Below are 15,328 nucleotides of genomic sequence, written 5' to 3'. Positions count from 1 at the left end.
TGCAACTCCCAGGCACCGCCCATTGCCGGACGTTTGTCCGGGGCAGGGAAGGTTCGGGGAATGGCCTGGATCACCCGGAAAAAGCCCGCCGGATAACCCTGAAATCATCTGAAACCGATTATAGGGAGCGGGGTTTTGCGCGCAGGGGAATCTCTTGCCTGGGCGTCTCGGACTCTTGCCTGGGCGTCTCAGCCGGTCTTCATCCGGCTCAGCACGCTGTGCAACGAGGTGCGGTGCTGGGCATGCACCGGCTGCGGACGCTCGCTCTGCTGGCCGGCCAGCGCCAGGTCCCGCGCCTCGGTGGGCGAGTAACCGAACGCCGCCCTGAAAGTGCGGCTGAAATGCGCGTCGCTCTTGAAGCCGAACCGGAATGCCAGGGCCGATACCCGGTGCTGCCGGCCCAGGTCGGCCTGCAGCAACTCGTGGGCCTTGCTCAGCCGGCGCAGCTGGACGTAGGCCGCCACCCCCGACTCCTGAGCGAACAACCGGTACAGCCGCGCCCGCGAGATGCCCAGCCGCCGGCAGAGAAAGTCCGGCGTCAGCTCGGGGCTCTGTAGCTGCTGCTCGACCAGTTGGCGGGCACGGTTGAACAGGTTGTGGTCGATCGCCGCCTCGGCGCTTTCCAGGTTCGCCAGCCCCGGCGCCATCGCCGCCGCGACCAGCGCCAGGGTGGCCTGCTGCACGTGGGGGATGTCCTCCGGGGTGAAGCTGGGCAGGCGCTGGCGCAGGGCGCGCATGTGGTCGCCCAGCAATTCGCCCAGCCCACCCTGCAGCACCATCCCGTGGAAGCCCTTGTGCCCCAGCCGGGGGCTGAGCAGGTCGCGGGGAATGGTCAGGATGATGGTATCGCCGGCAGCGATCACACTGTCCAGTTCGCGGGCCAGGTCGAGCACGTAGATCTGCGAGCTGCCGGCGTTGAGGCTGGCGCGGCCGGCGGCACCGCTGATGGAATGCGACAGGCTCAGGCACAGATAATAGTGGTCGAGGCCGTCGCGGCGGATCATCTGCAGCGGGCGCTTGACGTCGTAGTACACCGGCTGCCCCTCGCCCTGCCAGGTGCCGCAGCCCATCAGCAGCGAACCGACGTAGCTGGTGGCGAGGTGGTAATTGAAGGCCGCGGACTGCGGTGCGCCGATGTTGATGTCGAAGATGGCGTTGACCTCTTCGCGCCAGACTTCGAAACGCGACTTCTGCGGGTACGGCTGGGTGCTGAACGTGAAGACCGGATGTTCCATGAATACTCCGCTTTCGTGACAGCGCCCCGCGAAGACCAGCTGAGGGGCCACGGGGACGAGCGACCGGCCGGGGTGCCGAAAGCCGTCCACAAGCGAAAAATTCTAACGCCAGGCGACGCGCTGCCGCCACCTTCGCCGGGCACGTGCTCAGCGCGCCCGACGAAGTTCGCCGGTCAATACTTCCAGGTCACCGAGGCGGTGAGGTTGCGCGGGGCGCCGTAGTTGGAGGTGCTGCCACTTTCCAGCGAGAGCAGGTATTTGTGGTCGGTGAGGTTGTTCAGGTTCAGCGAGGTGCTCCAGTTCGAGCCGATGTCATAGCGGGTCATCAGGTCGACCAGTGCATAGGCGCTCTGCCGCACGGCGCTGTAGGTGTCGCTTTCGACGCCGCTCTGCCAGCTGACACGGGAGCCGACCTTGACCTGCGGCAGCCCCGGCAGCGCCTCGCCGGAGGCCTGCAACTCGATGCCCTTGCTCTTGTTGTCGACGCCCTTGTAGACGTAGTGGCCATCCACCAATCCTGCGTATTCCTGGACGTTGCGCTGCTCGGTCTTGAACAGTGCGGCGCTGACGCTCATGCGGCTGTCGAGCAGGCTGCCCTTGATGCCGACTTCCTTGCTGGTGCCTTCCAGCGGCGCGTCCGCCAGATCAGGGTCGCGGACCGGGCCCGGCCGTGGTAGGGGAAGGAAGCGCCAAAGCGCTTTGCGAGATAAACCGGGAGTGAGCCACTCTCGAACAGTCGGCTCACATGGTCAGTCCTGAGGTCCACCAGCAGAGGGATCTGGCCGTTGGAACTGCCCTGGACGAAGCTGCCGGAGAACCGCCAGCCCTCCAGGAAATCGACCAGCCAGCCCCCCTGCGGGGGACTCGCTGGTGCGCGGCCGGGCAGTCAGGGCTTGATGGCGATCTTCAGCACACCGTCGCGCTGGTGGGCGAACAGGTCGTAGGCCGCGACTATGTCGTCGAGGGCGTAGTGGTGGGTGACCAGCGAGCCGAAGTCAGCGCGATTGGACTCGATGATGCTCATCAGCCGGCGCATGCGCTCCTTGCCGCCGGGGCACAGCGCGGTGTTGATGCGGTGGTCGCCCAGGCCGGCGGCGAAGGCCGAAAGCGGGATGTGCACGTCCTGGGAATACACCCCCAGGCTGGACAGCGTGCCCCCCGGCTTGAGCACCTTCATGGCCTGCTCGAAGGTGCTCGGCAGCCCCAGGCACTCGATGGACGAATCCGCGCCACGGCCGCCGGTGATCTTCATCACCTCCACCACCACGTCGCAGCGGGTGAAGTCCAGGGTGATGTCGGCGCCCATGTTGCGCGAGATACCCAGACGATGTTCGTTGCCGTCCACCGCGATGATGGTCGAGGCACCCAGCAACCGCGCGCCAGCAGTGGCGCAGAGGCCGATAGGACCCTGGGCGAAGATGACCACGGTGTCACCAATGCGGATGTTGGCGTTCTCGGCGCCCTTGAAGCCGGTGGACATGATGTCCGGGCACATCAGCACCTGTTCGTCGGTGAGGCTGTCGGGGATCGGTGCAAGGTTGCCCTCGGCGTCCGGCACCAGCACGTATTCGGCCTGGGTGCCGTCGATCAGGTTGCCGAAGCGCCAGCCGGCGGTGGCCTTGTAGCCGTGGCAGGAGCAACGCCCGTCGGCGTTCAGGTAGCTGCCATCCTGAGACGGCACGCCATCCTGGGCGGCATAGGAATTGAAGTTCGGGCAGATGGCCCCGGCGATCACCCGCTGGCCCTCGCGGTAGCCCTTCACCGCGCTGCCGAGCTTCTCGATGATGCCCACCGGCTCGTGGCCGATGGTCAGCCCCTTGGCCACCGGGTACTCGCCCTTGAGGATGTGCACGTCGGTGCCGCAGATGGTGGTGGTGGTGATGCGGATCAACGCGTCGTTGGGGCCGATCTCCGGGATGGGCTTGTCCGCCAGTTCGATTCGTCCCGGCTCCACGAAGATCGCCGCTTTCATCATTGCCATCGTTCTTTCTCCTTGCAGGAATTGCGCTTGGATGCAGCCTGGCCGAGGGCGCTGTGCAGCCTCGGCCGAGCCGGTCCAGTGTGCTTGTCGACGGAGAATCACGGTTGATGCATATCAACTGCCGGGGAAAGCCTGCGTATCGATCCGCCCGCCCTCTGCCCTCGCCCACCGCCGCAGCCGTACTGCGCAGATCGTCGGAGGCCGCTTGAGCATTGACCGTTCTGCCACGAAAGCAAGGCCGTCGAGCGCCGCCCTGACGAAGCGTCCGGCTGCCAGGTTCAAGCCTTGCGCAGCGGCACTTCCGTGAGCAGCCAGGACAGCGCGAAAGCCACGCTGCTGACCAGGCAAGCCACCAGGAACACCCCGTGCATCGACCCGGAGAAAGCCTCCAGGTAGGCCTGCTGCAACGCTGCCGGCAAGGCATGCACGGCGGCCGGCGACAGGTTGGCCGGCGACCCGGCGCTGGCCGGGAAGCTGCTGGCAAGCCGGCTGATCAGCTCATGGGAGAACAATGCACCGAATGCCGAAACGCCGATGGAGCCGCCGATGGAACGGAACAGGGTCGCGCCGGAGGTAGCCACGCCCATGTGGCGGAACTCGACACTGTTCTGCACCGCCAGGATCAGCACCTGCATCACCATGCCCAGGCCGACGCCGAGCAGGGCCATGCACAGGTTCATCTGCAACATCGACGAGTGCAGGTCGAGGCGGCTGAGCAGCCCCAGGGCGATCGCCTGCAGCAGGGTGCCGAGGATCGGGAACAGCCGGTAGCGGCCGAAGCGGCTGATCAGCCGGCCGGTGATCGCCGAGACCACCAGCATGGCGCCCATCAGCGGCAGCATCTGCAGGCCGGCGCTGGTCGGCGTGGCGTCCTTCACCACCTGCAGGTACAGCGGCAGGAAGGTCACCGAGCCGAACAGCGACACGCCCACGGTGAAGCCGATCAGTCCGGCAAGCACGAAGGTCCGATGGCGGAACAGGTGCAGCGGCATGATCGGCTCGGCGGCGACCCGCTGTTCGGTGACGAAGCCGATCAAGCCGACGACGGCGAACAGCGCCAGGCAGAACATATCGACCGACATCCATCTCAGCGTGCTGCCGCCCAGGCTGGTGATCAGCACCAGCGAGGCCAGCGCCAGGGTCAGGAAGAAGGCGCCGAAGTAGTCGATGACATGCTTCACCCGCGCAACGTGGGGACGGAACGCGCTGCCGATCACCAACAGCGCGAGCAGCCCCAGCGGCAGGTTGATGTAGAAGATCCAGCGCCAGGACAGGTGCTCGACGAGGAAGCCGCCCACCAGCGGGCCGACCACGGTGGCGAGGCCGAACACACCGCCGAACAGCCCCTGGTAGCGGCCGCGCTCGGCGGGAGGAATGACGTCGCCGATGGCCGCCATCGCCACCACCATCAGGCCGCCGCCGCCCAGCCCCTGCAGCGCGCGCAGGAGGATCAGCTGGGTCATGTTCTGCGCCAGCCCGCACAGCACCGAGCCCAGCAGGAACAGCACGATGGCGGTCTGCAGCACGCGCTTGCGGCCATACAGGTCGCCGAACTTGCCATACAGCGGCACCACCACGGTGGACGCCAGCAGGTAGGCGGTCACCACCCAGGACAGCAGGTGCAGGCCGCCCAGCTCGCCGACGATGGTCGGCAGCGCGGTGGAGACGATGGTCTGGTCCAGCGCCGCGAGGAACATCACCAGCAGCAGGGCTGCCAGCAACAGCGGGATGGAAGGACGTGTGCTGGTGTCGAGCGCGGGACTCGCGCTCGACACCAGGCTCTGATCGGCGGCCGAAGGCATGGTCTGACCTGCTGGGTTGAAGCGTCGTGTGAGGGCGTGGAAGGCGGACTCAGGCGTCCGCGCCAGCGGCGCGCTGGCGGTACTGCCGGCCGACTTCCGTCAGGCCGGCCAGGGTGAAGCTGTAGAGCTGGGCGGTGATCACCTCGACAGGCAGGTCGAGGGTGTCGCGCAGGGCACCCTGGCCGCCGCGCGGACCGATCAGCAGCATGGCCCAGGGCGCGGTCACGCTGAGAATGCAGGGCATCAGGGTGGGGTCGTCGCTCGGTATCCCGGTGAGCTCGCTGAACAATTGCTTGAGCAGCATCAGCTTCAGGGCCTTCTGCGGATGCAGCACCTCCTGGCCGTGACTGCTGGGCGCCAGGGCCTCGGCCGCCAGCACCCGCAGGTGCCAGCTCTCGCGGCCCCGCGCCGCCTTGCGCACCACCAGCTCGGTCAGTGCGCGCAGCTTCTCCGGCGCCGGTTGCTCGCCCTGGATGATCCGCTGCAGGTCGGCGATATCGAGAAAGCGCCGCCGGGCCTCGCCCAGCACCGCCTGGTAGAGGCCGTTGCGGCTGCCGAAGTGGTAGTTGATCGACGCCAGGTCGACTTCCGCCCTGGCGGCCACCGCCTTGTTGCTGGTTTCGCCGAAGCCCAGGGCCGAGAACAGCTCGCCGGCGGCTTCGAGGATGCGCATGCGGGTCGCTTCACCGTCTTTGCGGGACTCGCGGATGGCCATGGTATTTCCTGCTGGAGCGGACAATGAACGGCAGCTTGCGCTCGCCATATTCTAAATTCAATTTAAATTTAGAAATCACGACGAACGCAAAGCCACTGCGCTGGCAGGTTTCAGGCCGCTCGCGATGAAGGGAACTCCACCGGCAGGTGGGGCTGTCTATCGGCGAATGGCAGAATCCGCTGACCAATGCACGGACCACTGGCCGTCAACTCCCTACCCTGTAGCCCGTATCGCTCACATTCGATGAAGGATCATTCATGTCTGCAAGATCGTTGCTGCTCCACGCCGCCCTCGGCCTTGGCGTCACCCTGCTGGCCGGCTGCTCCCACTACTTCCAGGGTATCCCGGACCTCATGGACGCCGCCGACTGGGAGGGCCGCCCGCTGCAGGAAGCGGTGGACACCTTCGGCGAGCCCAGCGATGTGGTGAAGGACGCGCAGAACAACTCGGTGGCCCGCTGGATCTACAGCGAACAGTTCACCCGCACCCAGGGCTACAACGAACTGTCCGCCGGCCCCACTCCCGGCGGCGTCATGGTGACGCCCCACTCCTATGAGGAAACCTACGGCAAGGAATGCCGGCTGGAGCTGACCTTCAATGCGCAGAACGTCATCACCGATTTCAAGACCTGGAAAAGCGTGGGCGACGCCTGCAATTCCTACTCGTTTGCCTATCCGAAGCAGTAGGCGGATCGAGGCGCATCGGCTGGCGGGTCGGTCCGGCGAACCGCAACTGCCGCTGGCCAGGGCCCAGCGCCCTGCCCCGCGCGTTGTACGGGCGGCGCCAATGCGTCAGGCATTGCACGCCCGCACGCGCTGACGCCTCGACCTTGCCCGTGATAGCGGATTGCCTTCCCCTGGCGCATGTGCTTAGGTGCCGGGGCCCGCGACTGCAGCGCTGGGTGGGGAGGCGGCCAGGGAATCAGCCCGCGCGTTCCCCCCTGCTCCTGCATTCGCCTCCCTTTTGCAGTGCCTTCAGCGACGCGAACCCATGGTCTCCACTGTCATCCTCAGCATGCTCTGCGTGCACCTGCTGTGCTTCTGCGTGATGTTCCTGCTGATCAGCACCCGGCTCAACGGCCGGAAAATGGGCATGGAAGTCTTCGCCCTGGGCAATCTGCTGCTCGGGCTCGCCTACATCCTGCAGTTGATCGGCGGCTCTGCCAGCGGGGACGCGCTGAGCCTGGTCAACCACACGATGACGCTTTGCGCCCCGGTCGCCTACGTCCTGGGCGCGATGCGCTTCTTCGATCGGCCGACCGCGGTGTGGCGGCCCCTGCTCAGCCTGGCGCTGGTCTACACGGTTCTGCAGGTCGTGGTGCAATCGACGCTCGGCGGCGCCGCGCGCCATGCACTGCTGGCAGCGTCGTGCGCCCTGCTCTTCCTGGGCATGACCATCGCCGTGTTGCTGGCCCGACGCAGCGTCGCTCGCGACCTGCGGGTGGAGATGCTGGTATCGGCCGTCCTGATCGGCGGCATCTGCGTGCTGAACGCCGCGAAGTTCGTGATGATCCTCCAGCACGGCCTGGCCGCGCTGGATATGGACAGTGGCTTCCAGAAGGTCTTCTACCTCTACATGTCCTTCCTCGGCACCGTGCTTCCGCCTTGCGCCGTCTGGCTGGTGCTGCGCCGCCTCACCGACGAACTGCGCAGGATGGCCGCCCATGACCCGCTCACCCGGCTGCTGAACCGGCGCGGGCTGACCGAGGGGCTGAAGGCGCACTTCGACTCGGCCAGCGCGGGGCCGGCCTACCTGGTGATCGTGGATATCGACCACTTCAAGCGGATCAACGATACCCATGGACACAAGGTGGGCGACCTGGTGCTGTGCCATGTCGCCGGCGTCCTCCAGGCCACGGCTCGCCAGGGTGACCTGATCTGCCGCCTGGGTGGCGAAGAGTTCGTCCTGGTCGCCTTCGGCACCGACGACAACGGCGCCCTGCACCTGGCGGAGCGCATCCGCACGGCCATCGAGCACAGCGAAATGCCCGGCATCGGCCCCGCTCAGCCGATCCGCTGCACCGCCACGCTCGGCGTCTCCGAGGCCTTCGACAACCCCTACGCCTTCGACGACTACCTGCAGCAGGCCGATGCCGCGCTGTACCGCGGCAAGAGCGCGGGGCGCAATCGTGTTGCCGACCGGCACTCCCCCGAGTCCGCAACGGCTGCGCGGGGTTGATCAGACCCGCGGCGCATCGTCTGTCCGGCCGCGCGAGCCAGCCGCGCCGGCCAGCCAGAGCGGCCAACCAAGCACCGGTGACTGCTGGAAGAACGTGCGTTACCTGTAGAGCTGCCCGGACTTCGTCGGCGTAGACTCAACCCCGACTTCGAGCGGGCATCTCCGCTCGCTACAGAACCGGCGGCGCTCGACACCCCGCCTGCCATCGGCACGGCAAGGCCGGCTTCCCGATGGCATTCGGAGCGGCGCCAGAAGCGGCCGCTGCTTCACGGCACAGTTCTCCCGGAGCGAGGCGCACCCCCACCGTTGCGCATGGCCGACAGCCCTTGCAGCGTCAGCCACGTTGTCCGCTACGAGCACCGAGCACGAGTGAAGACCTCTCTCCTGAGTCAGCTGCCGGCCCGTAGCGGGCGCTTAACGAGTCGGGCTCAGAAGCTCACATTCAGCCCCAGGCGAATGCCGTTGTCCTTGTAGCCGTCGCCGAATTGCCCGGAATACCCCAGGCCCACCGTGGTGCCACTGGCGACCTGCGCCGTCACGCCCAGTTCCGCCAGTGCGGTGTCCTGCGCCAGCGGCGTGCCCTTGACGGTGAACGAGTCGCCACCGGCAAACGACAGCTGGCGCTTCGGATCGAGGTCGTCGAAGGCATGCTGCCAGCCCAGCGTTCCTTGCAGCGCGAGCGGCACCGAACCCACCGTGGTCAGCGCCGTCGAGGCGTGCAGGCCGAGGGTGCCGTAGGTCACCTCGTCCTTCTCGCTGTCGCTGCGCAGAGCGGTGCTGCCGCCGTGCTCCTTGAAACTGTCGCTGTCGACCTTGACGTGGGCCAGGCCGGCGAAAGGCTCCAGGGTGAAGTCGCCGGCGGCGATGGCGTAGCCCAGTTCGCCGAAGACCTGGCTGGTGTTGGCGTCGTAGCTGGCCTTGTCGTGCTCGGCGATACCGCCGGCCTGGACGTGACGGCTGCTGTCGATGTCGTTCCAGGCATGCGAGGCACCCAGGCGCAGGTTGATGGCGTCCCACTGGCCGGAAGCGAACAGCGTCAGCGAGGTGCTGTCGATCTCGGCCGAGGAGTTGCGCGCGTCGACGTCGAGCTTGCTGGTGCCATAGCCCGCCGCCACACCGATGCGCCAGTTGTCGTTCACTGGCAGGTCGATACCCAGCAGGGTGCCGCGGCTGTCGTGATCCAGGCGCGCGGTATTGCTGTTGCCGCTATTGTCGCCCCAGCCGCCGTAGCCTTGCAGCCAGAAGGTCATGCCGCTGTCGGCGTCGGTGTGCAGAATGGCGTCAGTCGAGGCCTGTCCCTGGGCCGCACGCAGGCGTTGGCCAACGGCATCGCGCAGGTAACGGCTGTCATCGAACAGAGCGCCTTGCGTGCTGGCATGCAGCTCGCCGGAAAGGCTGTCGTAGGCATCCTGCGCCTGCTCGGCAGTGAGCGCACTGATGGCGCTATACAGGCTCCCCGAGCCCAGCGACTCGACGCCAGCGGCGGCTGCGCGCTGGTTGTAGGTACGGCCGACCGAGACAAAGCTGACTTCGTTGCGCTCCAGGGTCAGTTGCACGCCGGTCGCGCTGTAGGCCAGCTCCGGTGTGAGGAACGCCAGGTTGCTGCTGACGCTGGCGAATGTCCCGTTGAGTGCGGCGGCCTGGATGATGCCGTAGCTGGTGCTGGGCGCCCAGTCACCGGCACCGGCGAGCAGCTTGAGATTGGCGCCGGCGACGCTGACGGTACCGGTGGCGATGAGCTGGTCCGAGCTGCCGTCAGGATTGGCTTCTATTTCCAGGTTTGAGCCAGCAGCCAGGTTGACGTCGCCGTTCACGTGCAGCGTGCCGATGGAGTTGCCCGGGTTGAGGGTCGCGCCATTGGCAACGCCGACATCACCGATGATGGTGCCGTGGCCACCGAGCAATGCGCCGCTGGCGACCTGCACATCGCTGGCCAGAGTCGCGCTGCTGCCGCGTGCACCGCCGACCACCAGGCTACCGGCGTTGACCTGGGTGCCGCCGCCAATGCTCGACTGGCCGTTGAGCACCAGTTTGCCCTTGCCGGTCTTGGTCAGACTGCCGGCGCCACTCAGGGTGCCGTCGTAGGTGCTATTGGCGTCGTTGCTGCCGACCTGCAGCTGGCTGCCCGAAGCGAGGCTGAGGTCGCCCGAGCCGCTCAGTGCTTCGAGCACGGTCGAGCCGCCAAGGGCAACGTCGGCAGCGCTGCCGACGTTCAGCAGGGCATTGCCCAGGGCATTGGTGCCGCTCAGGGTCAGGGAGCCGGCGAGCACGTTGAGCATGCCGCTGAAGCTGTTGTTGCCGCTCAGGGTAAGGTCGCTGGCGCCTTGCTTGGTCAGCGAGCCGTTGCCGCTGATGGCGCCGGCCAGGGTCAGGTCATGGCTGCCAGCGAGGGCGAGATCGCCGTTGAGCGATACCGCGTTGCTCACTGTCAGGGCTGCGCTGTTCTCCAGGGTGGTGCCGTCCGCCACGGTCAGGCTGCCGCTGCCCAGCGCGTCGGCGTTGCCCAGTACCAGCGTGCCGCCGTTGAGCTGGGTGCCGCCGCTGTATGTGTTGACGCCATTGAGCGTCAGGGTGCTGCCGCCCTGCTTGGTCAGCGAGCCATTGCCGCTGACCACGCCAGCCAAGGTCAGGTCGTGGCTACCGTCGAGGGTCAACCCACCGTTGAGTACCACGGCGTTGTTCAGGGCCAGCGCCGAGCTGTTGTCCAGGTGGGTGCCAGCGGCCGCGGTCAGGGCGCCGCTGCCCAGCGCGCCAGCGTTACCCACGACCAGCTTGCCGCCATTGAGCGCGGTGCCGCCGCTGTAGCTGTTGTTGCCGGTGAGCACCAGGGTGCCACTGTCGTACTTGCCCAGGGTGCCGCTGCCGGTGAGCGCCACGCCGAGGGTGGCGGTGACGTTCGGGTCGACCCGCACCGTGGCGTTACCGAGTGAGCCGTTCAGCAGATTCAAGGCCCCGGCCGCACCGCTCTGCAGGCTGTAGCCATCGGTGACGAACTGCAGGCCGGTGATGTTCTGCGTGCCGTCGACCGTCACGCTGCCGGCGCTGCCCTGGAATACCGCGAAGCTGTTGGCCCAGGACTGGTTCAGCGCGCCGTCGACGCGGGTCCAGTTGGTGTTGCCGGCGCTCCAGGTACCGCTGCCGCCGTCGATAGCGCCGTTGGCCGCCAGTTGGCTGCCGTCCCAGAACTGCACGGTGACGCCGGGGCTGGTGACCAGCAGGTTGACCTGATTGGCGATGACGGTTTGCAGCTGCAGGTCGCCGGGGATGACGCTGCCTGGCACGCTGCCGATCAGCAGGCCATTGTCGGTCAGGCCTCCGGCGTAATTGGCGAGACGGTACACACCGCTGCCAAAGCCACCGGCGTCGCTGACATTGAGAGTGCCGTCGAGGGTCAGGTTGCCGCCCACGTTCAGCAGCCCTGTGCCGCCGCCGTTCACTGGCGCGCCCAGCGCGACGTCGAGGTTCGAGTTGGCGTTGAGTACCAGCGAATCCACCGACAAGGTGCTGCCGGTGGCCAGGGCCAGGTGACCGCCATCGGCGATGTCGACTGCACCGCCCAGGCTGCCGCTGCCGCCCAGTGTGGCGCCGCTGTTGACCTGCACGTTGGCGCTCGCCAGCGAGCCGTTGACCAACAGGGTGCCGGCGTTGACCGTGGTGTTGCCGGTCAGATTGCTGATGCCGTTCAGGGTCAGGGTGTCGCTGCCGAGTTTGCTCAGCGCGCCGATTCCATTGAGAGCACCGGCAAAGGTGCTGCTCTGGTTGTTGCTGCCAACGCTCAGGGTAGTGCCGGTGCCGATCAGTGCAGTACCGCTGCCGGTCAGCGCGCCGAGGCTGCCCGAGGCGCCCAGATTGAATACTGCACCGCCGCCAAGGTTGACCGCGGCGTTGCTGCCCAGCGCCGAGCTGCTCAAGGTGGTCAGGCTGCCGGACTGCACATCGAAGGTGCCGTTGAAGGTGTTGTTGCCGCTCAGCGTCACATCGGACAGACCCTGCTTGGTCAGGGTGCCGGCGCCGGCGATCACGCCGGCCAGGTTCAGGTTGTTGTTGCCGGCCAGCCCCAGGTTGGCGTTGACGTTGATGTCATTGGCCAGCGTCAGCGGTGCGCTGTTGTCGAGGCTCGAAGCCCCCGCCACGGTCAGCGCACCACTGCCCAGCGCGGCGCTGGTGCCGAGGGTCAGGGTGCCGCCGTTGAGCGTGGTGGCGCCACTGTAGGTGTTGATGCCGTTGAGCGTCAGGCTCGACGCACCGTTTTTCACCAGGCCGCCAGTGCCGCTGACGACGCCATTCAGGCTCAGGTCGTTGCTGCCGGTGTTGGTCAGGTTGGCGTTGAGTACCAGGTTGTTGCCCAGGCTCATCGCGCCATTGCTGTCCAGCGCTGCAGCACCCGCCACGGTGAGGTTGCCCAGGCCCAGTGCCGTATTGCTGCCGGCGGTCAGGCTGCCGGCGTTCAGCGTGACGCCGCCGAGGAAGTTGTTGCTGCCGCTCAGGGTCAGGTTGCCCGCGCCGTTCTTGGTCAGGCTGCCGGCGCCGTTGATGGTGCCGGCCAGGGTCAGGTTGCCGCTGCCGACAATGCCCAGGTTACCGGCCAGGTTGACTGCGTTGTTCGCTGAAACGGCGCTGCTGGCATCCAGAGTGGTGCCGTTCGCCGCGTTCAGGGTGGCCGAGCCCAGGGCGCTGTTCGACGCCAGAATCAGATTGCCCGCGTTCAGGGCCACCGGCCCGAGGAAGGCGTTGTTGCCGCCGAGGGTCAGGCTGGCCGAACCGTTCTTGATCAAGCCACCGCTGCCGCCGATCACGCCGTTGAGGGCCAGCGCATTACTGCCGAGCACCGTCAGGTTGCCGTTGAGCGTTGCGGCGTTGCTCAGGGTGACTGCTGTATTGCTGTCCAGCTGCGTGCCGGCGTTGGCGGTGAGTGCGCCGCTGCCCAATGCGCTGTTGCTGCCGACGACCAGAGTGCCGCCGTCCAGTTGCGTGCCGCCGCTGTAGCTGTTGGCGCCGTTGAGCACCAGGGTGCCAGCGTCGAGCTTGTTGAGAATGCCGCTGCCATCGATGTTGACGCCAATGGTGCCCGTCACCCCCGGATCGACCCGCACCGCCGTGGTACCGGCAGTGCCGTTGACGGCGGTCAGCTGCCCCGCTACGCCGTTGACCAGGTTGTAGCCATCGGTAGCGAACTGCAGGCCGGTGAACAGCTGCGTGCCATTGACCGACACGGTGCCGGCATTGCCCTGGAACACGGCGAAGTCGCCAGCCCAGGTCTGGTTGAGCGTGCCGTTGGCGTTGGTCCAGTTGGTGCCACCGGCGTTCCAGGTGCCGCTGCCGCCATCGATCGCACCGTTGGGAATGGTCTGGCTGCCATCCCAGAAGCGGATGTTGGCATTCGGGGCCGAAACCAGCAGGTTGATCTGGTTGCCGATCGCCGTTTGTACCAACAGGTCGCTGAGGCCGAAACCATCCGGCACGCTGGTCACATCCAGGCCCTGGTCGACCAGGGCGCCGGTGTAGTTGAACAAGCGATACACGCCAGCGCCGAAACCGCCGACATCGGTGACATTGAGCTTGCCATCGAGGGTCACGTTGCCGCTGACATCCATCAACGATGTGGTTGACGGGGCACCGAGTGTGACGTCGACGTTGCTGTTGGAGCTGAGGAGCAGCGAACCGGCACTCAGGGTATTGCCCGACGACAGCGCCAGGTGAGCGCCATTATTGACCGTGACCGCACCGAGTGCCGAGCCGGTGCCGGTCAGGGTTGCGCCGTTGTTGACGGTGAGCTGCGAGCTGGCCAGCGAGCCGCTGAGGTTCAGCGTACCGCCATCGACCGTGGTGTCGCCGGTAATGCCGTTGATCCCGCTGAGGGTGAAGATACCGCTGCCGATTTTGCTCAGTGAGCCGTTGCCACTGAGATCGCCGGAGAAGGTGCTGTTGCCGTTGCTGCTGCCCACCGTCAGCAGGCTGCCGCTACCGGTCTGTACGCTGCCGCTGCCGCTGAGCAGCCCCACGCTCGCGTTGCCGTTGAGATTAAGGCTGGCACCGGCGCTGATGTCGACCCCCGAGGTGTTGCCCAGCGCCCCGCTGCTCAGGGTAGTGACGCTGCCGGAGGCGATATTCAGTGCACCCGTGAAGGTGTTGTTGCCCACCAGCATGAGGTCATCGAGGCCATTCTTGGTCAGGCCGCCGGAGCCGCCGATCGAACCTGCGAGCACCAGGGAATTGTTGCCAGCCAAAGACAAGTCGGCGTTCAGGTCAATGTTGTTGCCAAGGGCGAGAGGCGAGCTGTTGTCCAGCGTCGCCGCCCCGCCAACGGTCAATTTGCCGTTGCCCAGGGCACCGGAATTGCCAAGGGTCAGCGTGCCGGCATTGAGCGTGGTGCCACCCTGGAAGGTGTTGATGCCATTGAGGGTCAGATTGGCCGCGCCATTCTTGATGAGCGCACCTGTGCCGCTGACCACGCCGCCCAGGGCCAGGTCCTGGGAGCCAGCGACGGTGAGCCCGGCGTTGAGGGTGACGCCATTGTTGAGATTGACCAGCGACGAATTGCTGTCCAGCGTCGATGCGCCGCCAACGGTCAGAGCCCCCAAACCCAGCGCCGAGCTGTTGCCGACGGTCAGTTTGCCGGCGTTCAGCGTAGTACCGCCGAGGTAGCCGCTGGCACCGTTGAGCGTCAGATTGGCCGCGCCATTTTTCACCAGGCCGCCCGCGCCGTTGACCGTCCCTGCCAGTGACAGATCAGCCGAACCGCCGATATTCAGGGCGCCGGCGAGGTTGACGGCGTTGCCCAGGTTGACCGCCGTGTTGGTATCCAGCGTGGTGCCGGCCGCTGCGTTCAGCGCACCAGTGCCCAGCGCTGTATTGCTGCCGACGATGAGCTTGCCGGCGTTCAGCGCTGTGTTACCGAAGTAGGTGTTGGCAACGTTGAGCGTCAGGTCGGCGGATCCGTTCTTGACCAGCCCCCCGACACCGGCCACGACACCACCGAGGGTCAGCGCATTGCTGCCCCCCAGGGTCAGGTTGCCACCGAGGTTGATGTTGTTCGCCAGCGACGTGGCAGTGCTGGCATCGAGCTGGGTACCGCTGGCGGCGTTCAGGACGCCTGTGCCCAGTGCGGTGTTGGAGCCGACAATCAGTGAGCCGGCACTCAGCGATGTGTTGCCGCTGTAGTTGTTGTTGCCGCTCAGTGTCAGGCTCGACAGGCCGGTCTTGAGCAGGCCGGCATTGCCGCTGATCACCCCGCCAAGGGTCAACGCATTGGAGCCACCGGCGGTCAGGTTGGCGTTCAGGTTGATGGCGTTGTTCAGGGTGGTCGACGTGCTGCTGTTGAGGGGTAAGCGCTTGATTGACGACGTCCTTGCGATGCGAGTAGGCGCAGTTACTCAGTCGCGTTGAGGATCCAGGGCAGCAGGGCTTCATAGTCCTC

General features: G+C 66.4%; 7 protein-coding genes and 1 pseudogene. 2 read left to right on the top strand and 6 right to left on the bottom strand.

Annotated elements, in window-relative coordinates; all coding sequences use genetic code 11:
* Window positions 1-188 precede the first annotated feature (188 nt).
* The 5 genes from HNP46_RS22725 to HNP46_RS22705 form a co-directional block, all read right to left on the bottom strand.
* On the bottom strand, window positions 189-1,235 hold the full coding sequence (locus tag HNP46_RS22725; protein WP_184593482.1) for a helix-turn-helix domain-containing protein: 1,047 nt from the start codon (window positions 1,233-1,235) through the stop codon (window positions 189-191).
* Window positions 1,236-1,408: 173 nt separating this feature from the next.
* A complete protein-coding gene (locus HNP46_RS22720; protein ID WP_184593680.1) occupies window positions 1,409-1,879 on the bottom strand; it encodes a TonB-dependent receptor domain-containing protein in 471 nt (156 codons plus the stop codon).
* A gap of 242 nt (window positions 1,880-2,121) precedes the next feature.
* Window positions 2,122-3,216 (bottom strand): NAD(P)-dependent alcohol dehydrogenase, encoded by a 1,095-nt coding sequence (locus HNP46_RS22715; RefSeq protein ID WP_184593480.1) that lies wholly within the window; start codon window positions 3,214-3,216, stop codon window positions 2,122-2,124.
* Window positions 3,217-3,494: 278 nt separating this feature from the next.
* Window positions 3,495-5,018 (bottom strand): MDR family MFS transporter, encoded by a 1,524-nt coding sequence (locus tag HNP46_RS22710; protein WP_184593478.1) that lies wholly within the window; start codon window positions 5,016-5,018, stop codon window positions 3,495-3,497.
* Window positions 5,019-5,067: 49 nt separating this feature from the next.
* Entirely contained in the window at window positions 5,068-5,733 is a 666-nt protein-coding gene (locus HNP46_RS22705; protein WP_184593476.1) for a TetR/AcrR family transcriptional regulator, read from the bottom strand.
* Between the two features lie 257 nt (window positions 5,734-5,990).
* Between HNP46_RS22705 and HNP46_RS22700 the strand changes: the two genes are divergently transcribed.
* Together HNP46_RS22700 and HNP46_RS22695 are read left to right on the top strand one after the other, a co-directional pair.
* The gene (locus HNP46_RS22700; RefSeq protein WP_184593474.1) at window positions 5,991-6,419 is read left to right on the top strand and encodes a hypothetical protein; all 429 of its coding nucleotides are present in this window, start codon (window positions 5,991-5,993) and stop codon (window positions 6,417-6,419) included.
* Between the two features lie 304 nt (window positions 6,420-6,723).
* The gene (locus tag HNP46_RS22695; RefSeq protein ID WP_184593472.1) at window positions 6,724-7,911 is read left to right on the top strand and encodes a GGDEF domain-containing protein; all 1,188 of its coding nucleotides are present in this window, start codon (window positions 6,724-6,726) and stop codon (window positions 7,909-7,911) included.
* 428 nt (window positions 7,912-8,339) lie between these two features.
* Here the strand turns inward: HNP46_RS22695 and HNP46_RS22690 are convergent.
* A pseudogene (locus HNP46_RS22690) lies at window positions 8,340-15,233 on the bottom strand (autotransporter domain-containing protein); the annotation flags it as partial.
* Window positions 15,234-15,328 lie beyond the last annotated feature (95 nt).

It is taken from the genome of Pseudomonas nitroreducens (assembly GCF_014204515.1).
GTDB classification, from domain to species: domain Bacteria; phylum Pseudomonadota; class Gammaproteobacteria; order Pseudomonadales; family Pseudomonadaceae; genus Pseudomonas; species Pseudomonas nitritireducens_A.
This window is presented reverse-complemented; position numbering and strand designations above follow the sequence as displayed.

Coding starts and splice junctions, on each gene's coding strand:
- HNP46_RS22710 (WP_184593478.1), bottom strand. CDS start 5,018: ATGCCTTCGGCCGCCGATCAGAGCCTGGTGTCGAGCGCGAGTCCCGCG.
- HNP46_RS22695 (WP_184593472.1), top strand. CDS start 6,724: ATGGTCTCCACTGTCATCCTCAGCATGCTCTGCGTGCACCTGCTGTGC.
- HNP46_RS22715 (WP_184593480.1), bottom strand. CDS start 3,216: ATGGCAATGATGAAAGCGGCGATCTTCGTGGAGCCGGGACGAATCGAA.
- HNP46_RS22700 (WP_184593474.1), top strand. CDS start 5,991: ATGTCTGCAAGATCGTTGCTGCTCCACGCCGCCCTCGGCCTTGGCGTC.
- HNP46_RS22725 (WP_184593482.1), bottom strand. CDS start 1,235: ATGGAACATCCGGTCTTCACGTTCAGCACCCAGCCGTACCCGCAGAAG.
- HNP46_RS22705 (WP_184593476.1), bottom strand. CDS start 5,733: ATGGCCATCCGCGAGTCCCGCAAAGACGGTGAAGCGACCCGCATGCGC.